Source organism: Enterobacter sp. JBIWA005 (genome assembly GCF_019968805.1).
In the GTDB taxonomy this organism is placed as follows: Bacteria; Pseudomonadota; Gammaproteobacteria; order Enterobacterales; family Enterobacteriaceae; genus Enterobacter; species Enterobacter vonholyi.
Map to the genome: position 1 here is coordinate 3,380,287 of NZ_CP074159.1, position 20,362 is coordinate 3,400,648.

General features: G+C 53.4%; 18 protein-coding genes and 6 tRNA genes. 15 read left to right on the forward strand and 9 right to left on the reverse strand.

Going from position 1 to position 20,362, the window contains the following annotated elements; translation table 11 throughout:
* Positions 1-34 precede the first annotated feature (34 nt).
* Together mgrA and KGP22_RS15970 are read left to right on the forward strand one after the other, a co-directional pair.
* A complete protein-coding gene (mgrA, locus tag KGP22_RS15965; protein ID WP_223580129.1) occupies positions 35-1,033 on the forward strand; it encodes an L-glyceraldehyde 3-phosphate reductase in 999 nt (332 codons plus the stop codon).
* 128 nt (positions 1,034-1,161) lie between these two features.
* Positions 1,162-1,503, forward strand: coding sequence for a DUF2502 domain-containing protein (locus KGP22_RS15970; protein ID WP_111965213.1), 342 nt, complete (start codon positions 1,162-1,164; stop codon positions 1,501-1,503).
* Between the two features lie 33 nt (positions 1,504-1,536).
* Here KGP22_RS15970 and KGP22_RS15975 read toward each other — a convergent pair whose 3' ends face one another.
* Entirely contained in the window at positions 1,537-2,775 is a 1,239-nt protein-coding gene (locus tag KGP22_RS15975; RefSeq protein ID WP_008501590.1) for an Nramp family divalent metal transporter, read from the reverse strand.
* A gap of 348 nt (positions 2,776-3,123) precedes the next feature.
* Here KGP22_RS15975 and KGP22_RS15980 point away from each other — a divergent pair, with 348 nt between their 5' ends.
* Positions 3,124-4,311 (forward strand): NupC/NupG family nucleoside CNT transporter, encoded by a 1,188-nt coding sequence (locus KGP22_RS15980; protein WP_008501591.1) that lies wholly within the window; start codon positions 3,124-3,126, stop codon positions 4,309-4,311.
* Between the two features lie 44 nt (positions 4,312-4,355).
* Here KGP22_RS15980 and KGP22_RS15985 read toward each other — a convergent pair whose 3' ends face one another.
* From KGP22_RS15985 to KGP22_RS15995, 3 genes are all read right to left on the reverse strand, one after another.
* Positions 4,356-6,545, reverse strand: coding sequence for an EAL domain-containing protein (locus tag KGP22_RS15985; RefSeq protein WP_223580130.1), 2,190 nt, complete (start codon positions 6,543-6,545; stop codon positions 4,356-4,358).
* Positions 6,546-6,759: 214 nt separating this feature from the next.
* Positions 6,760-6,835: transfer RNA gene (locus KGP22_RS15990), tRNA-Ala, on the reverse strand.
* Positions 6,836-6,876: 41 nt separating this feature from the next.
* Positions 6,877-6,952: transfer RNA gene (locus tag KGP22_RS15995), tRNA-Ala, on the reverse strand.
* Between the two features lie 217 nt (positions 6,953-7,169).
* Here KGP22_RS15995 and KGP22_RS16000 point away from each other — a divergent pair.
* Positions 7,170-7,532, forward strand: a complete 363-nt coding sequence (locus KGP22_RS16000) for a YfeC-like transcriptional regulator (protein ID WP_115875947.1) — start codon at positions 7,170-7,172, stop codon at positions 7,530-7,532.
* A 1-nt stretch (position 7,533) separates the two neighbouring features.
* Positions 7,534-7,926 (forward strand): YfeC-like transcriptional regulator, encoded by a 393-nt coding sequence (locus KGP22_RS16005; RefSeq protein ID WP_223580131.1) that lies wholly within the window; start codon positions 7,534-7,536, stop codon positions 7,924-7,926.
* A 44-nt stretch (positions 7,927-7,970) separates the two neighbouring features.
* Here KGP22_RS16005 and gltX read toward each other — a convergent pair whose 3' ends face one another.
* Complete coding sequence (gene gltX / locus KGP22_RS16010) at positions 7,971-9,386, reverse strand: glutamate--tRNA ligase (RefSeq protein ID WP_115875948.1); 1,416 nt, start codon at positions 9,384-9,386, stop codon at positions 7,971-7,973.
* A 258-nt stretch (positions 9,387-9,644) separates the two neighbouring features.
* Between gltX and KGP22_RS16015 the strand changes: the two genes are divergently transcribed.
* From KGP22_RS16015 to KGP22_RS16035, 5 genes are all read left to right on the forward strand, one after another.
* A tRNA-Val gene (locus KGP22_RS16015) sits at positions 9,645-9,720 on the forward strand.
* A gap of 41 nt (positions 9,721-9,761) precedes the next feature.
* Positions 9,762-9,837, forward strand: a tRNA-Val gene (locus KGP22_RS16020).
* A 29-nt stretch (positions 9,838-9,866) separates the two neighbouring features.
* Positions 9,867-9,942 (forward strand) — tRNA-Val (locus tag KGP22_RS16025).
* A 4-nt stretch (positions 9,943-9,946) separates the two neighbouring features.
* A tRNA-Lys gene (locus KGP22_RS16030) sits at positions 9,947-10,022 on the forward strand.
* Positions 10,023-10,201: 179 nt separating this feature from the next.
* Positions 10,202-10,540, forward strand: coding sequence for a FlxA-like family protein (locus KGP22_RS16035; RefSeq protein WP_111965208.1), 339 nt, complete (start codon positions 10,202-10,204; stop codon positions 10,538-10,540).
* Here KGP22_RS16035 and KGP22_RS16040 read toward each other — a convergent pair.
* The gene (locus tag KGP22_RS16040; protein ID WP_111965207.1) at positions 10,531-11,472 is read right to left on the reverse strand and encodes a LysR family transcriptional regulator; all 942 of its coding nucleotides are present in this window, start codon (positions 11,470-11,472) and stop codon (positions 10,531-10,533) included. The genes KGP22_RS16035 and KGP22_RS16040 overlap by 10 nt on opposite strands.
* Before the next feature lie 89 nt (positions 11,473-11,561).
* Between KGP22_RS16040 and KGP22_RS16045 the strand changes: the two genes are divergently transcribed.
* Positions 11,562-12,557, forward strand: coding sequence for a bile acid:sodium symporter family protein (locus KGP22_RS16045; protein WP_111965206.1), 996 nt, complete (start codon positions 11,562-11,564; stop codon positions 12,555-12,557).
* On the opposite strand, the gene KGP22_RS16050 is transcribed toward KGP22_RS16045, so the two are convergent.
* From KGP22_RS16050 to zipA, 3 genes are all read right to left on the reverse strand, one after another.
* Positions 12,554-12,769 (reverse strand): DUF3820 family protein, encoded by a 216-nt coding sequence (locus KGP22_RS16050; protein WP_003861328.1) that lies wholly within the window; start codon positions 12,767-12,769, stop codon positions 12,554-12,556. The genes KGP22_RS16045 and KGP22_RS16050 overlap by 4 nt on opposite strands.
* Before the next feature lies 1 nt (position 12,770).
* Positions 12,771-14,786 carry an NAD-dependent DNA ligase LigA gene (ligA, locus tag KGP22_RS16055; RefSeq protein ID WP_149366414.1) on the reverse strand — a complete coding sequence of 672 codons (2,016 nt, stop codon included), beginning with the start codon at positions 14,784-14,786 and terminating at the stop codon, positions 12,771-12,773.
* Between the two features lie 69 nt (positions 14,787-14,855).
* Entirely contained in the window at positions 14,856-15,851 is a 996-nt protein-coding gene (zipA, locus tag KGP22_RS16060) for a cell division protein ZipA (protein ID WP_223580132.1), read from the reverse strand.
* A 230-nt stretch (positions 15,852-16,081) separates the two neighbouring features.
* On the opposite strand from zipA, the gene cysZ reads away from it, so the two are divergent.
* The 4 genes from cysZ to ptsI all read left to right on the forward strand — a co-directional run bounded on the left by cysZ (position 16,082) and on the right by ptsI (position 20,325).
* Positions 16,082-16,843: a sulfate transporter CysZ gene (gene cysZ, locus KGP22_RS16065; protein WP_223580133.1), complete on the forward strand. Its 762-nt coding sequence runs from the start codon at positions 16,082-16,084 to the stop codon at positions 16,841-16,843.
* A 163-nt stretch (positions 16,844-17,006) separates the two neighbouring features.
* A complete protein-coding gene (cysK, locus tag KGP22_RS16070) occupies positions 17,007-17,978 on the forward strand; it encodes a cysteine synthase A (protein WP_014884739.1) in 972 nt (323 codons plus the stop codon).
* Positions 17,979-18,295: 317 nt separating this feature from the next.
* On the forward strand, positions 18,296-18,553 hold the full coding sequence (gene ptsH / locus KGP22_RS16075; RefSeq protein ID WP_045909449.1) for a phosphocarrier protein Hpr: 258 nt from the start codon (positions 18,296-18,298) through the stop codon (positions 18,551-18,553).
* 44 nt (positions 18,554-18,597) lie between these two features.
* Positions 18,598-20,325 (forward strand): phosphoenolpyruvate-protein phosphotransferase PtsI, encoded by a 1,728-nt coding sequence (gene ptsI, locus KGP22_RS16080; protein ID WP_023332954.1) that lies wholly within the window; start codon positions 18,598-18,600, stop codon positions 20,323-20,325.
* Positions 20,326-20,362: the final 37 nt, after the last annotated feature.

Below are 20,362 nucleotides of genomic sequence, written 5' to 3' on the forward strand. Positions count from 1 at the left end.
CTGATTTTACACTTCAGCGCCAGAGGTTACGAAAATGGGTTATCAGCCGGACAAAAATCGTTACGGGACAATGGAGTATCGCCGCTGTGGGCAAAGTGGGCTCAGGTTGCCCGCCATCTCGCTCGGGCTGTGGCATAACTTCGGTGATACCACCCTTATCGAAAACAGCCGTCAACTTTTACAGCGTGCGTTCGATCTGGGCATTACGCATTTCGACCTTGCCAACAACTATGGCCCGCCACCGGGATCGGCCGAACGTAATTTCGGCCGTATTTTACAGGAGGACTTCCTGCCCTGGCGCGACGAGCTAATCATCTCAACCAAAGCGGGCTATACCATGTGGGAGGGTCCTTACGGCGACTGGGGGTCACGCAAATACCTGCTGGCAAGCCTCGATCAAAGCCTGAAGAGGATGGGGCTGGAGTATGTGGATATCTTCTATCATCACCGTCCTGACCCGCAGACGCCGCTGCTGGAAACCATGAAAGCGCTTGACCATGCGGTGCGTCAGGGGAAGGCTCTGTATGTTGGATTATCCAACTACCCCGCTGAACTGGCCCGCAAGGCGATTGATATCCTTGACGATCTCGGTACGCCCTGCCTGATCCACCAGCCGAAATATTCCCTGTTTGAGCGTGCGCCGGAAGAGGGATTGCTGGACGTGCTGCAGGAAAAAGGAGTCGGCTGTATTCCCTTCTCGCCGCTGGCCGGTGGGCAACTGACCAACCGCTATCTGAACGGCATTCCCGCAGACTCACGCGCGGCAAGCGGCAGTCAGTTCCTTAACCCCGACCAGCTCACCGAAGAGAAGCTGGAGAAGATTAGAAAGCTGAACGCCATGGCGGAAGAGCGCGGCCAGAAGCTGTCCCAGATGGCGCAGGCCTGGGTATTACGTCATGAGAATGTGACCTCAGTGCTGATTGGGGCGAGTAAAGCGGCTCAAATTGATGACGCCGTGGGGATGCTGGCAAACCGCCATTTCTCTGTGGATGAGTTGGCCCGTATAGACGCGATCCTGAGCAGTTCAATATAAAACCGTTTTTAGCAAAAAGTGCTCTCCCCCCAGGAATTCGGAGTTGAGGCGATGATACGAAGCTTTACCAACTCGTAAAATTGCGTTAACAGGCCCACCAAAGGCCCCGATCGTGAAGGAGAAAGAGTATGTTCAGGTCACTGATTCTTGCAGCGGTATTACTGGCTTCGGCGCCGCTGATCGCCACTGCGGGCGAAATCACCCTGTTGCCATCAGTAAAATTACAAATTGGCGATCGTGACGACTACGGCAGATACTGGGACGGCGGCTACTGGCGCGACCGTGACTACTGGCACCGTCATTATGAATGGCGCGGCGATCGCTGGTGGAAACATGATAACGGCAGACACCGCGGCTGGTATAAAGACAACGCGTATGAGCGCGGCTACCGTGAAGGCTGGAACGATCGTGACGACCGTCGCGGCGGCTGGGGTCGCGGGAAAGGTCATGGTCACGGCCATCACCACTAACAAAAAAAGGAGCCATGGAGGCTCCTTTTTTTGTTAAAGACCCAGTGCGGTTCCCACCAACAACCACAGGTTCAGCGCAACGACCACCACCACGATGGCCCATCCTGTTCGTTTTACCAGCGTTGAGTTAACCAGCTCGCCCATCAGAGTTTTGTTGCTGGTAAAGATCAGCAGCGGCACCAGCGCCAGCGCGATACCAAAACTCAGCAGAACCTGGCTCATGACCAGAATTCGCGTTGGGTCGAGACCCATCAGAATCACCACAAATGACGGCAGCATGGTGACGGAGCGACGAACCCACAGCGGAATGTGGAAGCGGACAAACCCCTGCATCACAACCTGGCCTGCCAGCGTGCCCACCACCGTAGAAGAGAGGCCGGCAGCTACCAGGCTGAGACCAAATATCGTGGCGGCAGCATGGCTCAGCAACGGCTCCAGCGTGAGATACGCCTGGTCGAGATCGGCAATACCGGTATGACCGTTAAAGTGGAAAGCCGCGGCTGCAGTCGCCATCATCGCCAGGTTTACAAACCCCGCGATAGTCATAGCGATCGCGACGTCCCACTTGGTGGCGGAGTAACGTTCTTTACGCGTCCCACCGTGGAGATGCTGCGTCAGCGAGGAGTGCAAATAAATCACGTGCGGCATGATGGTCGCCCCTAGCACCCCGGCGGCCAGGAACACCGCTTCCGAGGTTGGCAGGCTTGGGATCGCCATCCCTTTACCGAGCTGTGCCAGATTCGGCTGTGAGAAAATCAGCTCGACAATGTAGGCCGCCGCCACAAACAGCAGCAGACCACCAATGACCTTTTCCAGCGGCTTTTGGCCCCGACGCTGCAGCATAAGGATGAGGAAAGTGGCAATCCCGGTCAGCACCGCCCCTTGCAACAGCGACACGCCCAGAATCAGCTTAAAGCCGATCGCTGCACCGATAAACTCAGCGAGGTCAGTGGCCATGGCGATGATTTCAGCCTGAACCCAGTAGAGCCAGACTGCGGGACGCGGGTAATGGTCGCGAATTTGCTCCGCCAGGTTTTTACCCGTCGCAATCCCCAGCTTTGCGGAGAGCATCTGAATCAGCATCGCCATCAGGTTAGCCCAGACGACCACCCACAGCAGCTTATAGCCGAAGCTGGCCCCGGCCTGAATATTGGTCGCAAAGTTTCCTGGATCGATATAGCCAATGGCAGCGATGAACGCAGGTCCCATTAATGCGAACCGCAACTTGCGCGCGGCTCTGCCACTGCTACCCTCTACGCGACTGTTTGTCATGTCTGCCTCTGAAATATAGCCTTTGCTATGTTTAATGCTATCAAAATGAGAATGATTATCAAGATCATTTATGAAGTTTGCAGTGATTTCTCTGATAGCTTTGAACGATAGACGGGCGGGTAGGTGGGGCGATCTAACCGAAACTGAAATCGCGCATGCTTTTGTGAAGACTAGCACACAAACTTAACTTTTCACTCATTTACCTAACATAACAAAAATGTATTGTGGATCACTATTTTTGAGACTCGTCACAGGATGTAACTATAGTGTGTCCTCGATCTCGTTTTCTTTTCTCTTGTTACATAGAATATGCACGAAAATTAAACCTGCCTCATATTTGGAGCAAATATGGACCGCGTCCTTCATTTTGTCCTGGCACTTGTTGTCGTTACTGCACTTGCATTGCTGGTCAGCACAGACCGCAAAAAAATTCGTATCCGTTATGTTGTTCAACTGCTGGTCATTGAAGTTTTACTTGCGTGGTTCTTCCTGAACTCCAACGTAGGCCTCGGCTTCGTGAAAGGCTTCTCCGAAATGTTCGAAAAACTGCTCGGATTCGCCAACGAAGGGACCAACTTTGTCTTCGGTAAAATGAACGACGAAGGTCTGGCGTTCTTCTTCCTGAAGGTTCTCTGCCCTATCGTCTTCATCTCCGCGCTGATCGGTATTCTGCAGCACATCCGTGTTCTGCCGTTCGTGATTCGTGGAATTGGCTTCCTGTTATCCAAAGTGAACGGTATGGGCAAGCTGGAATCCTTCAACGCCGTTAGTTCCCTGATCCTCGGTCAGTCTGAGAACTTCATCGCGTATAAAGATATTCTCGGCAAGATGTCCCGCAACCGCATGTACACCATGGCGGCAACCGCAATGTCTACCGTTTCCATGTCTATCGTGGGCGCGTATATGACCATGCTGGAACCAAAATACGTGGTTGCTGCGCTGGTTCTGAACATGTTCAGCACCTTTATCGTTCTGTCGCTGATCAACCCGTACCGCGTTGACGCAAGCGAAGAGAACATTCAGATGTCAAACCTGCACGAAGGCCAGAGCTTCTTCGAAATGCTGGGTGAGTATATTCTGGCCGGTTTCAAAGTCGCGATTATCGTTGCCGCCATGCTGATCGGCTTCATTGCGCTGATTTCTGCGCTGAATGCCCTGTTCGCTGCGGTGCTGGGTATCTCCTTCCAGGGGATTCTGGGCTACATCTTCTATCCGGTTGCATGGGTGATGGGTGTTCCGGCTCACGAAGCGCTGCAGGTGGGCAGTATCATGGCAACCAAGCTGGTTTCTAACGAATTCGTTGCAATGATGGATCTGCAGAAAATTGCCAGTACGCTTTCTCCGCGTGCGGAAGGCATTCTCTCCGTGTTCCTGGTCTCCTTCGCGAACTTCTCGTCCATCGGGATTATCGCGGGTGCGATTAAAGGCCTGAACGAAGAGCAGGGTAACGTGGTATCTCGCTTCGGCCTGAAGCTGGTTTATGGCTCTACGCTGGTGAGCGTCCTGTCAGCGTCCATTGCGGCACTGGTCCTGTAACGTTTATCGTGAAACAAAAACCGGGAGCCTGGCTCCCGGTTTTTTTATGTCCGTAATTCTTCCAGCGGTTTGGGTTTGCCTATCAGGTAGCCCTGCAGGTAATCCACACCGAAGCGGAGCAGCATCTCCCGCTGCGCCGGTGTTTCCACATATTCCGCGACGACGCAGAGCGATTTTGTCTTTGCCAGATTACACATCGACTGCACAATCATTGCATCCATGTCGTCTGTACAAATGTCTTTCACAAAGCAGCCGTCGATTTTAATGATGTCCGCCTGCAGGCGTCTGAGACGCTCATAGTTAGCGTAGCCAGTACCAAAATCATCGATGGCGATCCGGAAACCATACTCCCGCAATTGCTGAATATTATTGATACTCGTGCCTGAATTTGAGAAAGCCTGCTCTTCAGTAATCTCAATCACGACGGCCTGAGGCGCAACGCCGTACCGTTCAAACAGCGCGCAAATCTCGGTCGCCACCTCTTTTTGCATCAGCGTCAGCGGCATCAGGTTGATGGAAAAACGGGTGCCAGCGTGCGTTGCAGGGTTATCTCGCAGCCATACCAGTAATTTTTCCATGACGCACATATCAAACCGATGGCTGAGGTTGAACTGCGCAATCAGCGGAATAAAGCGGTCAGGAGTAATAATCTCCCCCTCACTTTCCATTCGCGTCAGGATTTCATAGTACCCGCTCCCGTCCGCCTTCTGGATCGGCTGCGCATATAAATGGAACTGCCCCGCCTCAAGCGCATGCTTAATCCGGGCCAGCATCAGGACACGCTCTGTCGTTTGCCCTGATGCCACCTCAAGGCTATTCGTCAGCGCGAGAACGTTTTGCTCTCCGCAGGCCTGTTCTGCCAGCCAGCTTAGCTGCCCCAGCGTGTGATGCAGTTTCTCGCCGTCTTCGACCATTCCCCATGACGCACCAAACTCAATATCCAGCCCGGTGCTGTTCCAGAAAATCTTATTGCTGTTGAGCCGATCGACCATATGCTGGAGTCGTTCAGCAATTTCTGGCCCAAGCAATACCAGCACCAGCTCGCTTCCGGGCAGCTGGAAGAGCATCTCATCTTTTTGCAGGAGCGGCTGGAGCGACGTGGCGATCGTTCGTTTGCAATGGACCCGCATGATAATCCCGTAGTGGCGGCTCAAAAACTCCAGATTATCCATGCGCAAAATGCACACTTTGGCATCCGGATGAATTTCAAGGTAATCCTCCAGCGCACGAATATTAGGCAGACCGGTAAGAGGATCGGTCAGCGCCCTGTCCTGCCAGCCCCGCTTCAGCCACTCGCTGCGCTGGTAAATGCGAGACATGTAAAGCAAACAGATGGCGAAAGAGATCAGCACGGAGAGGATAAAGGAGAGCGAATGTCCCGATTCCACCCCGTTAAGGAAATTATAGTTGTATGTCAGCAGCAGGAGCGCTGAGGTGGCCCACAGCAGAGAAATCAACGCATAGGTCAGGCGGCTTATCGCTAAGGTAAAAAGAATAAATATCAGCGGCATCAAATAGCCCGCAATGACCGGTGACTCAAAAGGACCACATAAAATGACAAGAATGAAGCTTAAAAGCGCTAACCAGACAAAAATATATAATGGATTCTTGTGATAAAACACGGGCTTCACGCTTCGCCGCCAGAAGGTGACGGCATAACGAGGATTAATTATCATTCTTAGCGGGTAATAGAACATCATGGTAAAAATCAGCGCCGCGCATATCAGGCTTTGAATATCCACAACGTTATAAATTACCGTGCCTTCGCCGAAATAGGTCGAAATTGTCACCGGAAAATCAAAGAAATAGCCTGCCATATACATCGACAGCTTAATACCTAATGGCACGACAAAACCGAGCCAGAATATACGAAGCCCGATGTGTTTGTTAGGGATACTGTAGCGCCAGCGCTTGCCCAGCATAAGGCGTAGCAGGCCGCACCCCGCGAATAACGCAAAGGTCTGACAGAACAGTAAAACTGGATATTGTAGCGGCGCTAAATTAATATAGAATAAATTAGTGACAGTAAAACCTAACAGAATGGGAAGAATTGCTCTGCGCCCAAATATCAGAATTACCGCCAGCATAACGCTGAGTGGCAACCATGCTAAATAAACGTCGTGACCATTAACAATTGCGCGTGGAGAAAGATAACGGGAGACAGGTACCGCAATCAGGCAAAGTGCCAGGGCAATCATAAATATCTTTACATTATAATACGTTTTTTTATTCATTAATCAGGGACGTTATTTTCCAGGAGAATCATTGACCGGATGGATAATAGGTTTATTAATTGCGCGAATCAAGTTCAAGTCTATTTATAGACCGGTTTATTGATTACGATTGAGGTGAGGTACAGAAATACCTTCTTTTTGATAACAAAATGCGGTAAAGGGCGTTACAAACAGATAAAAAAAACCCCCGTCATTCGACGGGGGTTTACAATTTTGGTGGAGCTAAGCGGGATCGAACCGCTGACCTCTTGCATGCCATGCAAGCGCTCTCCCAGCTGAGCTATAGCCCCACATATGACTTTACTGACCGCACTCTGTTGGGTTCAGAGTTTGGTGGAGCTAAGCGGGATCGAACCGCTGACCTCTTGCATGCCATGCAAGCGCTCTCCCAGCTGAGCTATAGCCCCATCGTAAAGCTGTCATGTTGACGGGCGGCATAATATGAATTCCGCTGCGGAGTGTCAACGGCAAAATCAATTCCAGCTATTCAATCGCCGAAAAATCATGCAAATGAATCACTTTGCGAGCCTGCTCGCAGTCAGGAGTTAAGCCTGTCACGTTTTCACGTTAAACGGTGCTATAAAATGAGCCGCTAATTAACCCCAAAGATATTCAGGAAATTGCATGATCAAGGAACGAATGACGCCAGAAGAGTTAGCCCTCCTCACTGGCTATAGCCGACAGACCATCAATAAATGGGTACGCAAAGAGGGTTGGATTACGTCACCAAAGCCAGGCGTCCAGGGCGGGAAAGCGCGTCTGGTACATGTGAACGAAAAAGTCCGTGAATTTATCCGCAGTGCACGTCGGGCAAGCGAAACATCCGAACTGCCAGAAGGCGTCAGTCATGATAGTTCACTTCACACCCTGCTCCTGACGCTAGCCAATGAAATGACGCCGGAAGAGCAGAAGCAGATGACATCGCTATTACTGCGGGAAGGGATCACCGGATTGTTGCAACGTTTAGGGATTCGCGATCGGGATTGATATGAAAAGATTACGGAGCAAAATGACCACGGAAGAGCTCGCGAAGAGTTTGGGCGTTGCCAGGCAAACGGTTAATCGTTGGATACGCCAGCAGGGATGGAAAACCGAAGGGCTCAACGGCGTGAAAGGCGGTCGCGCGCGACTCATTCATGTCGATGCGCGCGTGAAGGAACATATTATGAGCCTTCCGGCAATTCGCACCCCTCACGAGGTTTACCATCTCGCGGAGGCCACGTCTTCCTACAATACCCCCTCTTCAAACCTGTATCCGGGCATTATTGAGACGCTGGAGAGTATGACTAAGCCGGAGCAGAAGCGTCTGGATGCGTTATTGAAGCGCGAAGGCATACACGGATTTCTTAAGCGTCTGGGTATTGCAGAAGAAGAAGCATAAAAAAACGGCAGGTTCCCCTGCCGTTTGTTTTATCTGAGACGCTATTACTGCTGATTTTCTCGTTCAGCGATAAAGTCCAGCGCCTTGTTAATGCGCGCCACGCTGCGTGATTTGCCGATGGCATGAACCGTTACGTCCAGCGCCGGAGACTGACCCGCACCGGTCACCGCAACGCGCAGTGGCATACCGACTTTACCCATGCCGATTTCCAGCTCGTCTGCCGTCGCCTGAATGGCGTGATGCACATTCTCAGCGGTCCATTCGGTGAGCGCAGCCAGCTTGTCACGCACCACTTCCAGCGGCTGACGCGCAACCGGACGGAGATGTTTCTTCGCGGCGTCCGCGTCGAACTCAGCAAACTCTTCATAGAAGTAGCGGCAGCTTTCAGCAATCTCTTTCAGAGTTTTGCAGCGCTCGCCGAGCAGTTTCACCAGATCCGCCAGCTCAGGGCCAGTGCGGGTATCAATATTTGCCTGCTCAATGTGCCACTGCAGGTACGTCGCCACATATTCTGGCGGCATGGTATTGATGTAGTGATGGTTCAGCCACTGGAGCTTGTCGGTATTAAACGCGCTCGCTGATTTGCTGACAGAGCTCAGAGAGAACAGTTCGATCATCTCTTCACGGCTGAAGATCTCCTGGTCACCGTGAGCCCAGCCCAGACGCACCAGATAGTTCAGCAGCGCTTCTGGCAGATAACCGTCGTCGCGATACTGCATGACGCTGACCGCGCCGTGACGTTTAGACAGCTTTTTCCCGTCGTCGCCGTTGATCATGGAGACGTGCGCATAAACAGGCACAGGGGCGTTCAGCGCCTTCAGGATGTTGATCTGACGTGGCGTGTTGTTGATGTGGTCTTCACCACGGACAACGTGAGTAATTTCCATATCCCAGTCGTCAACCACCACGCAGAAGTTGTAAGTTGGGGAACCATCGGTGCGGCGGATGATCAGATCGTCCAGCTCCTGGTTGCTGAATTCGATCGGGCCACGGATCTGGTCGTCAAAGATCACAGATCCCTCTTGCGGGTTAGCAAAACGCACAACGCAAGGCTCATCAGCAGCGTGCTCGCTGTGGTCATGGCGGCAGCGGCCGTCATAACGCGGCTTTTCACCATTCGCCATCTGCTCTTCGCGCAGCGCATCCAGACGCTCTTTGGAGCAATAGCACTTATACGCCGTGCCCGCGACCAGCATTTCGTCAATGACCGCGTTATAGCGGTCAAAGCGTTTGGTCTGAAAATAAGGGCCTTCGTCCCATTCCAGATTCAGCCAGTTCATCCCATCCATAATGGCTTCAATTGCTTCCGGCGTGGAGCGCTCAAGATCGGTGTCTTCAATACGCAGCACGAACTCACCTTTGTTGTGGCGTGCGAAAAGCCAGGAATAGAGAGCGGTACGTGCACCACCGACGTGCAGATAGCCTGTCGGGCTCGGCGCGAAGCGAGTTTTGATTTTCATGAAATGGCCTTACGTTATAAAGATGCCGGCAATCGGCAAATCCTGGGGAAAAAACGATGGGCAATATTCTATCACTGTGGGGGGATTCCTCAATGTTGATCCCTTTATCATGACCGAGTTTGCGATTTTTGTTTAGAAATCATGCGCCACAGCCCGTTTCGCGATCGTTTTGCTTAATTTTACGACGAACGAATAAAAACTTTAGAAAATGCGTTGACTCATTTTCAACTCTCCCTATAATGCGACTCCACACAGCGGGGGTGATTAGCTCAGTTGGTAGAGCATCTCCTTTACACGGAGGGGGTCGGCGGTTCGAGCCCGTCATCACCCACCATCTACTTCGGTAGACCCGCAGTGTAGATAAGAATTGAGATTGGGCGATTAGCTCAGTTGGTAGAGCATCTCCTTTACACGGAGGGGGTCGGCGGTTCGAGCCCGTCATCGCCCACCATTCTCACCTTATCGCAGCAGTTCCGAAATGGGCGATTAGCTCAGTTGGTAGAGCATCTCCTTTACACGGAGGGGGTCGGCGGTTCGAGCCCGTCATCGCCCACCATTTCGGGTCGTTAGCTCAGTTGGTAGAGCAGTTGACTTTTAATCAATTGGTCGCAGGTTCGAATCCTGCACGACCCACCAATGTAAAAAGGCGCCCTAAAGGCGCCTTTTTGCTATCCGCAGTTTGTCTACTTCCCTGCCTTCAACGTCGCAATCAATACTGATTGTGTATCGATGCAACTCCCTGCCAGATATGGCAGTTTTGCTCAAGCTAATCCCATTGGTGCCGATACCTCTGTTTTATAACGCGAGGAAAAAGTATGACGACCATTCAGGCTTCAACCCAACAGATTCAAACCAGCGGCGCGAGTGGAACTTCGAGCAGTAACGATATCTCTGCGCAAATCACCCGCATTCTCGACAAGATCAAAAAACTGACCCAGCAGTTAAAAGAGCTGTCGAACAGCCCCATCAGCACCGACGAGAAGAAAAAGCAGCAGGAACTTATTCAGACCCAGCTCAAAGTGCTGCAGGCTCAGCTCGCGGCGCTGCAGCGCCAGCAGGCCGAAGAGGCCCAGAAGAAGCAGGAACAAAAACTGGGCAAAGTGGAAGGCGTGAATAGCCCGTCAGACAATAATCAGATTGATATCTACATCTGATCTTCTGATGCGTTAAACAGTGGGTCGCGTATGCGGGCTTCGGTTAATCGTTGTGCCTGGATACGCACCACTTCCCAGATAGCCTGCGCCGCCCCCGAGAGTGAACGATTTTTTCGCCGCACCAGCATCAGCTTTCGCTCGACAACGGGCGTTAATCGCCTGACGGCCAGTCTGCTTCCCTGCGGCAGGGGGAGCGCCAGGGCGGGCAATACGCTGATGCCAATGCCGGCTTCCACCATGGGAAACAGCGTTGCCGGGTGACCAATCTCCTGCACGATTGTTGCCTTTACGCCCTGATTCATCAGCGCGGAATCAATCAACGGACGGCTGCCCGAGGCATAATCCTGTAATACCAAATTCGCGCCCTGCAGGGACTGCCAGCTGACCTCCGGCAACGAGGCCAGCGGATCGTCGTCACGGCAGAGCAGCAAAAAAGGCTCAGAGAGTACGCTTTCGCACGCCAGATCGCTTGCCTGACCGGGATCGATAACAATACCAAAATCGACATCCCCCTGGCGGATGCTCTCCAGCACCCACTGTTGCGGCCTGTCATGCAGCACAAAATCAATGTCCGGGTAGCGATGGCTTCCCTCGGCAATACACTGAGGTATAAGGTGTGCGGATATCGTCTGGCTGGCCGCGACCCGCACGGTACCCGAAAGCTGCTGGCCCAGCCTCCCCACGTCTCTGAGCGTGCTGTTGAGCTCATCCAGCAACCGTTCAAGGCGCAGAGCGAGCTGCTGCCCCGCTTCGGTCAGCACCACTTCGCGCGTGGTTCGGTCAAGTAACCGGACGCCAGTCTGATTTTCCAGTTCTTTCACGCTGTGGCTAACCGCCGACTGGCTCAGGCCAATCATCTCTCCTGCCCGGCTAAAGCTACGAGCCTGCGCCACGGTGACAAAAACACGAAGCTGACGTAGTGAATAATTCATCTTTTTAATTCATGAATGGATGCAATAAATCAATTTTATTTCTCAAATGGAAAAAAGCACAATAGCGACATCTGTTTTCAGGAGTCATTATGAAACTATTTCGTATTGTTGATCCGTTTACGCTCACCCTGGTAGTTACCGTTTTACTGGCCTCTTTCTTCCCCGCTCGCGGCGGTTTCGTCCCGTTTTTTGAAGGGCTGACGACGGCCGCCATCGCGCTACTGTTCTTTATGCACGGCGCAAAGCTCTCCCGCGAAGCCATTATCGCGGGCGGTAGCCACTGGCGACTACACCTGTGGGTGATGTGCAGCACGTTCATTCTGTTCCCGATCCTCGGGGTGCTGTTTGCCTGGTGGGCGCCGGTTAACGTCGACCCGGCGCTTTACACCGGTTTCCTGTATCTCTGTATTCTTCCGGCCACGGTGCAGTCCGCCATTGCCTTTACCTCTCTCGCGGGAGGGAACGTGGCGGCCGCGGTCTGCTCGGCATCGGCATCCAGCCTGCTGGGGATTTTCGTCTCCCCGCTGCTGGTAGGCCTGCTGATGAACATGCACGGTGCGGAAGGTAACCTTGAGCAGGTGGGCAAAATCTGTCTGCAGCTGCTGCTGCCGTTTGTCCTGGGCCATCTCTCCCGACCGTGGACCGGCGCGTTTGTGGCGAAGCATAAAAAATGGATTTCAAAAACCGACCAGACCTCGATTCTGCTGGTGGTTTACTCCGCCTTTAGCGAAGCGGTCGTGAACGGGATCTGGCACAAGGTGGGGGCAGGCTCGCTGCTGTTTATCGTGGTGGTCAGCATCGTCCTGCTGGCGATTGTGATTGCGGTAAACGTCTTTGTGGCACGCAAGTGCGGCTTCAACAAAGCGGATGAAATCACGATTGTGTTCTGCGGTTCGAAGAAGAGCCTGGCGAACGGCATCCCGATGGCCAACATTCTGTTCCCGACCTCGGTGATTGGGATGATGGTGCTGCCGCTGATGATTTTCCACCAGATCCAGCTGATGGTCTGCGCGGTGCTGGCGCGTCGCTACAAGCGCCAGACCGAAAAGCTGGCGCAGGAAGAGACCCGCGCCGCCAAGGCTTAAGGACGTTTCAGGGGCTGCACCAGCTGGGTCAGCCCCTCGGTTTTGATCAGTAACGTGATAGCCATCAGCTCGCCCAGTCGCCCTGCCGGAAATTCATCCTTACGGGCAAACCACAGCAGATACTCCTCCGGCAAATCAATCAGCCTGCGGCCCTTGTATTTACCAAACGGCATCTCGGTATTGGCGATCTCAACGAGCTGCTCTTTCTCCACGTTACTCTCCTAACAGACGCATCATTTCCGCTTCGTCGATAACCGCAATGCCGAGCTCCTGGGCTTTCGCCAGCTTCGAACCCGCCGCTTCACCGGCGATCACCAGGTCGGTTTTCTTCGACACGCTGCCCGCAACTTTTGCCCCCAGCGCCACCAGACGTGCTTTGGCATCGTCGCGTGAAAGCTGGCTCAGGCTGCCGGTCAGCACCACCGTTTTACCGGCGAACGGGCTGTCGATCTCTTCAGCATTAACCACCACCGGCGCGGGCCATTTAATGCCCTCTTCCAGCAGTTCGCCGATGACGTTACGGTTGCTCTCTTCGGCGAAGAAGTTAAAGACGTGCGTGGCGACGACAATACCTACGTCCGGGACTTTCTGCAGCTCCTCGATGCTCGCCTTTTCCAGCGCCTCCAGCGTACCAAAGTATGCTGCCAGACCTGCTGCGGTTGCTTCACCCACTTCACGAATGCCCAGCGCGTAGAGGAAACGCGCGAAAGTCGTCTCTTTTGCGGCTTCCAGCGCGTTAACCACATTCTGGGCAGACTTTGGTCCCATGCGGTCCAGACCGGTCAGTTTACCAGCGGTCAACCTGAAGAGATCCGCTGGCGTGTGGACATACTCTTTCTCAACCAGCTGATCGATAATCTTATCGCCCATTCCGTCAACGTCCATTGCGCGACGGGAAACGAAGTGCTTCAGTGACTCTTTACGCTGCGCGCCACAGATTAAGCCACCCGTACAGCGAGCCACCGCTTCACCTTCCACACGCTCAACGTCCGAACCACACACCGGGCAATGGGTTGGGAAGACAACCTCGCGCGTATCATCAGGACGTTCTGACTCCACAACGTTAACCACCTGCGGGATCACGTCCCCTGCGCGGCGAATCACCACTTTGTCACCAATGCGCAGGCCCAGGCGTTCGATTTCATCGGCGTTGTGCAGCGTGGCGTTACTCACCAGCACGCCCGCCACCTGCACCGGCTCCAGACGGGCGACCGGTGTAATAGCCCCCGTTCGACCGACCTGGAACTCCACGTCGCGAACGAAGGTCATCTGCTCCTGGGCAGGGAACTTAAACGCCACCGCCCAGCGCGGCGCGCGCGCCACAAAGCCCAGCTGCTCCTGCAGCGCCAGTGAATTCACCTTGATGACGACGCCATCAATATCAAAACCGAGCGTCGGACGGTCCTCTTCCACCTTGTGGTAGAACGCCAGTACCGCTTCCGGCGAGTCGCAGAGCTGGACGCGATTGCTTACCGGCAGGCCCCACGCTTTAAACTGCAGCAGGCGTCCGAGGTGCGTATCCGGCAACTCGCCGCCCTCCAGAATACCCACACCGTAGCAGAAGAAAGTAAGCGGTCGCTTCGCGGTAATACGTGGGTCAAGCTGGCGCAGCGAGCCCGCCGCCGCATTACGCGGGTTAGCAAACACTTTCCCGCCGGTGCGACGAGCCTCTTCGTTAATTTTCTCGAAGCCCGCCTGCGGCAGGAACACTTCGCCGCGCACTTCCAGACGAGCAGGAATGTTGTCACCCTGCAGCCTCAGAGGGATCGCGCGGATGGTACGCACGTTGGTGGTGATGTCTTCGCCCGTCGTGCCGTCGCCACGCGTCGCGGCACGCACCAGCACGCCGTTTTCATAGAGAAGACTGACCGCCAGGCCATCCAGCTTGAGCTCGCAGCACCAGGTGAGAGAGTCGCTGCTTTTCAGGCGATCCTGCACGCGCTTGTTAAACGCGAGGAAGCTCTCTTCATCGAAGACGTTATCCAGCGACAGCATCGGCACTTCATGACGCACCTGGCTGAAAGCGCCCAGCGGCTCAGCGCCGACACGCTGGGTGGGGGAATCCGGCGTGATGAGTTCAGGATGCTGCGCCTCTAGTTCGCGCAGCTCGCGCATAAGGCGGTCATACTCCGCATCCGGCACTTCCGGCGCGTCCATAACATGATAGAGGTATTCATGATGGCGAAGCGTGGTTCGCAGTTCAGTGAGTTGTTGTTCGATTGAGTCCATATCGCACCATCAATGAGAAAAAACCCCCGACATGCGGGGGTTGAGGAGGAGTTGAAGTCAACGCGGCGATTACGCGTTAGCTTCCTTAACTTCGCGGATGCGGTCCTGATACTCGCGCAATTTCTGCGGGGTCATCATTCGACGCTGATCGTCGAGCACCACGCCACCGACTTCGTCAGCGATGTGCTGAGCGGACTGCAGCATCAGCTTAAAGTTTTGCAGTTCATCACCGTATGACGGCACCTGCATAAAGATAGTGACGCCTGGGGTCACGAAATCACCGGTCATTTCCGGATCGAAGGTGCCAGGGTTAACCATGTTGGCCAGGCTGAACAGCGCCGGACCGCTACCGTCAGGGCTCAGGTGGCGATGGAAAATATTCATATCGCCAAACTTGAAGCCTGCCTGTTGAATACTGTTAAGCAGCACATCGCCATTGAGATGGCTACCGTGATGCGCGGCCACGTTCATGATGATCACCGCTTCTTTACGCTGCGGTTTTTCAACAACCGGCTCTGGCTCTGCAACGGGCTCAGGCTCAACGTGCGGGGCCGGAGCAGGCTGAGGCGCAGGCTGTACGTGAACAGGCTGCTGCGGTTGTTGTACCGGCTGAACAGGTTGTTGCTGCACGGGCTGCTGAACCGGTTGCTGTACCGGTTGATGTTGAACCGGCTGTGGCGCAGCAGGCTGCTGATAAACAGGCTGTTGCGGCGGCTGGCGCACCGGCTCTTCCACAGGCTGCGGCGCTGGCTGGCGCGGCTGTGCAGAAGCATACGGCGGTTGATACTGGTGCTGCGAAGGACGAGGCGCTTCATGCTCCCCATGGCCTGCGCCGGGCGCAGTATTGACCCGATGAACACGAACTTCACCCACGCCGTCGTCATCGCTGCCGTCGATGTCATCTTCACTGTCATCGTCGTCACGACTGGACTTCATGCGCTTCAGTGGGCGATCGCGAAACATCGATGAACGCTCTTTACGGCTGGTCCAGAAACCATGTACCAGTAAAGCGATTATGGCGATCGCGCCAACAATGATTAATATCAGACGCAAATCCTGCATCATTATATTCTCTGTTGTTCTAACACCTTGCCACCACGGCAAACATTTACTCACTAAGAGTATTTGCCGTTTACGTCAAGTGCAAGTGTGTGCAGAGCATTCACAGCATAAAGATGAAGGAAATCGTGCTTTTTGCTGGTTTTTCGAACATTTCCGAACTGGTCATTGCTCCGTAAGTGGATAATATAGGCGTGCAATTCCACTGGTTGTGTAAAAAGGAGTACAGCCTGGCTATGGTTTCAACATCTTCTACCCCCCCGCGCAGCGGCGTCTGGTATTTTTCTCAGGGCTGGAAACTGGTCTCCCTGCCGGGGATTCGACGCTTCGTCATTCTGCCGCTGTTGATCAACATTATTCTTATGGGCGGCGCGTTCTGGTGGCTGTTTACAAAACTGGAGAGCTGGATCCCGTCGCTGATGAGTTACGTGCCGGACTGGCTGCAGTGGCTTAACTACCTGCTCTGGCCGGTGGCGGTGATCTCCGTGCTACTGGTGTTTGGCTACTTCTTCTCGACAATTGCAAACTGGATAGCCGCACCGTTTAACGGTCTGCTGGCGGAACAGCTGGAAGCGCGGCTTACCGGTGCGACGCCGCCGGACACAGGGATATGGGGGATCATGAAAGACCTCCCTCGCATTATGAAGCGCGAATGGCAGAAGTTTGCCTGGTACCTGCCCCGCGCGCTCGTGCTGCTTATCCTCTATTTTGTGCCAGGCATTGGCCAGACCGTGGCACCGGTGCTGTGGTTCCTGTTCAGCGCCTGGATGCTGGCCATTCAGTACTGCGACTATCCTTTCGATAACCACAAGGTACCGTTTAAAGAGATGCGCACCGCCCTGCGCAGCCAGAAGGTCGCCAATATGCAGTTTGGCGCACTGACCAGCCTGTTCACCATGATTCCCTTCCTTAATCTGTTCATTATGCCCGTCGCCGTTTGCGGCGCGACGGCGATGTGGGTCGACTGCTACCGTGCTAAGCATGCGTTATGGAAATAATGCAAAAATGTGTAAAGCAGGGGTGGCTTATGCCGCCCCTTATTCCATACTGATCCCCATTATTTCCTTGCAGTATATAGATATGCGAATTCCTTACTTCCCCCTACCTGCTCAACAGGTATGCTGGGTCGGTATCCCAATTTCATACAGTTAAGGACAGGCCATGAGTAAGATTTATGAAGACAACTCGCTGACTATCGGTCATACGCCCCTGGTTCGACTGAACCGTATCGGTAATGGACGCATCCTGGCGAAGGTCGAATCACGTAACCCGAGCTTCAGCGTTAAATGCCGTATCGGTGCAAACATGATTTGGGATGCTGAAAAACGTGGCGTGCTGAAGCCTGGCGTTGAGCTGGTGGAACCGACCAGCGGTAACACCGGTATTGCTCTGGCCTATGTTGCTGCCGCGCGCGGCTACAAGCTGACGCTGACTATGCCAGAAACGATGAGCATCGAGCGTCGTAAGCTGCTTAAAGCGCTGGGCGCGAACCTGGTTCTGACCGAAGGCGCGAAGGGCATGAAGGGCGCCATTCAGAAAGCCGAAGAGATTGTGGCCAGCGATCCGGCGAAATATCTGCTGCTGCAGCAGTTCAGCAACCCGGCAAACCCGGAAATTCACGAGAAGACCACCGGTCCGGAAATCTGGGAAGATACCGACGGCCAGGTTGACGTCTTTATCTCCGGTGTGGGTACCGGCGGTACGCTGACCGGCGTGTCACGCTATATTAAAGGCACAAAGGGTAAAAAAGACCTGATCACCGTTGCCGTTGAGCCGACTGACTCACCGGTTATCACCCAGGCCCTGGCCGGTGAAGAGCTCAAACCAGGCCCGCATAAAATCCAGGGTATTGGCGCAGGCTTCATTCCGGGCAACCTGGATCTGAAGCTGATCGATAAAGTGGTCACCATCACTAACGAAGAGGCCATCTCTACCGCGCGTCGCCTGATGGATGAAGAAGGCATTCTGGCGGGTATCTCTTCCGGTGCGGCCGTTGCGGCAGCGCTCAAGCTGCAGGAAGACGAAGCCTTTACCAATAAGAATATTGTGGTTATCCTTCCGTCCTCGGGTGAGCGTTACTTGAGCACCGCACTGTTTGCCGATCTGTTTACCGAAAAAGAGCTGCAACAGTAGTGCCAGCATGTTAATAACGCGTAAAAAAGCACCTTTTCAGGTGCTTTTTTGTGGCCTGCTTCAAACTTTTACCCCTCCTGGCATTGCTTCACCCCGTTGGGTCTGGTATTTAAACCAGCAATTATTTTGATGCGTGAAATTAATCGGTGAATGAAATAGCCTTGCTGAATCGATTTTATGATTTGGTTCAAGTCTTGCTTTCGCTGCATAATGTTTAATGACGATCGAAACGTCAGCGCTAACAATACAGGCTAAAGTTCAGTCGCCAGGCTAGACTTTAGTTCCACAACACTAAACCTATAAGTTGGGGAAATACAATGTTCCAGCAAGAAGTTACCATTACCGCTCCGAACGGTCTGCACACCCGCCCTGCTGCTCAGTTTGTTAAAGAAGCAAAAGGCTTTTCTTCTGAAATCACTGTGACTTCCAACGGCAAAAGCGCGAGCGCAAAAAGCCTGTTCAAACTGCAGACTCTGGGCCTGACTCAGGGCACCGTTGTCACCATCTCTGCGGAAGGTGAAGACGAGCAGAAAGCAGTTGAGCATCTGGTAAAACTGATGGCTGAGCTCGAGTAAGTTTCCGGGTTCTTTTAAATATCAGTCACAAGTAAGGTAGGGTTATGATTTCAGGCATTTTAGCATCCCCGGGTATCGCTTTCGGCAAAGCACTGCTGCTGAAAGAAGACGAGATCGTCATCGACCGGAAAAAAATTTCTGCCGACAAGGTTGATCAGGAAGTTGAACGTTTTCTGAGCGGTCGTGCCAAGGCATCTGCGCAACTGGAAGCAATCAAAACTAAAGCTGGCGAAACTTTCGGTGAAGAAAAAGAAGCCATCTTCGAAGGGCACATCATGCTGCTCGAAGATGAGGAGCTGGAGCAGGAAATCATAGCCCTGATTAAAGATAAAGGCATGACGGCCGACGCGGCTGCGCATGAAGTTATCGAAGGTCAGGCAACTGCCCTGGAAGAACTGGATGATGAATACCTGAAAGAGCGTGCGGCTGACGTACGTGACATCGGTAAGCGCCTGCTGCGCAACATCCTGGGTCTGGCCATTATCGACCTGAGCGCAATTCAGGATGAAGTGATCCTGGTTGCCGCGGACCTCACCCCGTCTGAAACCGCACAGCTGAACCTGAAAAAGGTCCTCGGTTTCATCACCGACGCGGGTGGCCGTACCTCCCATACCTCTATCATGGCGCGCTCTCTGGAACTGCCTGCCATCGTGGGTACCGGTAGCGTCACCTCTCAGGTGAAAAACGGCGACTATCTGATTCTGGATGCCGTAAACAATCTGGTTTACGTCAACCCAACTAATGAAGAGATCGATAAACTGCGCGCGGTTCAGGAGCAGGTTGCGACTGAAAAAGCGGAACTCGCTAAGCTGAAAGACCTGCCAGCTATCACCCTTGACGGCCATCAGGTAGAAGTATGCGCAAACATCGGTACCGTTCGCGACGTTGATGGCGCTGAGCGCAACGGTGCGGAAGGCGTAGGTCTCTATCGTACAGAATTCCTGTTCATGGACCGCGACGCGCTGCCAACGGAAGAAGAGCAGTTTGCTGCCTATAAAGCCGTGGCTGAAGCGTGTGGCTCTCAGGCGGTTATCGTCCGTACTATGGACATTGGTGGCGATAAAGAGCTGCCGTACATGAACTTCCCGAAAGAAGAGAACCCGTTCCTGGGCTGGCGTGCGATTCGTATCGCGATGGATCGTAAAGAGATCCTGCGTGACCAGGTTCGCGCGATCCTGCGTGCCTCTGCTTTCGGTAAACTGCGCATCATGTTCCCGATGATCATCTCTGTTGAAGAAGTGCGTGCACTGAAGAAAGAGATCGAAATCTACAAGCAGGAACTGCGCGACGAAGGTAAAGCGTTTGACGAGTCAATCGAGATCGGCGTAATGGTGGAAACACCTGCGGCGGCGACCATTGCGCGTCATTTAGCCAAAGAAGTTGATTTCTTTAGTATCGGCACCAATGATTTAACGCAGTACACCCTGGCAGTTGACCGTGGTAATGATATGATTTCACATCTCTACCAGCCAATGTCACCGTCCGTACTGAACTTGATCAAGCAAGTTATTGATGCTTCTCATGCAGAAGGTAAATGGACTGGCATGTGTGGTGAGCTTGCAGGCGACGAACGTGCTACACTTCTGTTGCTGGGTATGGGTCTGGACGAATTCTCTATGAGCGCCATTTCCATCCCGCGCATTAAGAAGATTATCCGTAACACGAACTTCGAAGATGCGAAGGTGTTAGCAGAGCAGGCTCTTGCTCAACCGACAACGGACGAGTTAATGACGCTGGTTAACAAGTTCATTGAAGAAAAAACAATCTGCTAATCCACGAGATGCGGCCCAAATTACTGCTTAGGAGAAG

Bases quoted from the DNA above. Each gene is read 5' to 3' on its own strand.
- mgrA (WP_223580129.1), top strand. From the start codon at position 35: ATGGGTTATCAGCCGGACAAAAATCGTTACGGGACAATGGAGTATCGC.
- KGP22_RS15970 (WP_111965213.1), top strand. From the start codon at position 1,162: ATGTTCAGGTCACTGATTCTTGCAGCGGTATTACTGGCTTCGGCGCCG.
- KGP22_RS15975 (WP_008501590.1), bottom strand. From the start codon at position 2,775: ATGACAAACAGTCGCGTAGAGGGTAGCAGTGGCAGAGCCGCGCGCAAG.
- KGP22_RS15980 (WP_008501591.1), top strand. From the start codon at position 3,124: ATGGACCGCGTCCTTCATTTTGTCCTGGCACTTGTTGTCGTTACTGCA.
- KGP22_RS15985 (WP_223580130.1), bottom strand. From the start codon at position 6,545: ATGAATAAAAAAACGTATTATAATGTAAAGATATTTATGATTGCCCTG.
- KGP22_RS16000 (WP_115875947.1), top strand. From the start codon at position 7,170: ATGATCAAGGAACGAATGACGCCAGAAGAGTTAGCCCTCCTCACTGGC.
- KGP22_RS16005 (WP_223580131.1), top strand. From the start codon at position 7,534: ATGAAAAGATTACGGAGCAAAATGACCACGGAAGAGCTCGCGAAGAGT.
- gltX (WP_115875948.1), bottom strand. From the start codon at position 9,386: ATGAAAATCAAAACTCGCTTCGCGCCGAGCCCGACAGGCTATCTGCAC.
- KGP22_RS16035 (WP_111965208.1), top strand. From the start codon at position 10,202: ATGACGACCATTCAGGCTTCAACCCAACAGATTCAAACCAGCGGCGCG.
- KGP22_RS16040 (WP_111965207.1), bottom strand. From the start codon at position 11,472: ATGAATTATTCACTACGTCAGCTTCGTGTTTTTGTCACCGTGGCGCAG.
- KGP22_RS16045 (WP_111965206.1), top strand. From the start codon at position 11,562: ATGAAACTATTTCGTATTGTTGATCCGTTTACGCTCACCCTGGTAGTT.
- ligA (WP_149366414.1), bottom strand. From the start codon at position 14,786: ATGGACTCAATCGAACAACAACTCACTGAACTGCGAACCACGCTTCGC.
- zipA (WP_223580132.1), bottom strand. From the start codon at position 15,851: ATGATGCAGGATTTGCGTCTGATATTAATCATTGTTGGCGCGATCGCC.
- cysZ (WP_223580133.1), top strand. From the start codon at position 16,082: ATGGTTTCAACATCTTCTACCCCCCCGCGCAGCGGCGTCTGGTATTTT.
- cysK (WP_014884739.1), top strand. From the start codon at position 17,007: ATGAGTAAGATTTATGAAGACAACTCGCTGACTATCGGTCATACGCCC.
- ptsH (WP_045909449.1), top strand. From the start codon at position 18,296: ATGTTCCAGCAAGAAGTTACCATTACCGCTCCGAACGGTCTGCACACC.
- ptsI (WP_023332954.1), top strand. From the start codon at position 18,598: ATGATTTCAGGCATTTTAGCATCCCCGGGTATCGCTTTCGGCAAAGCA.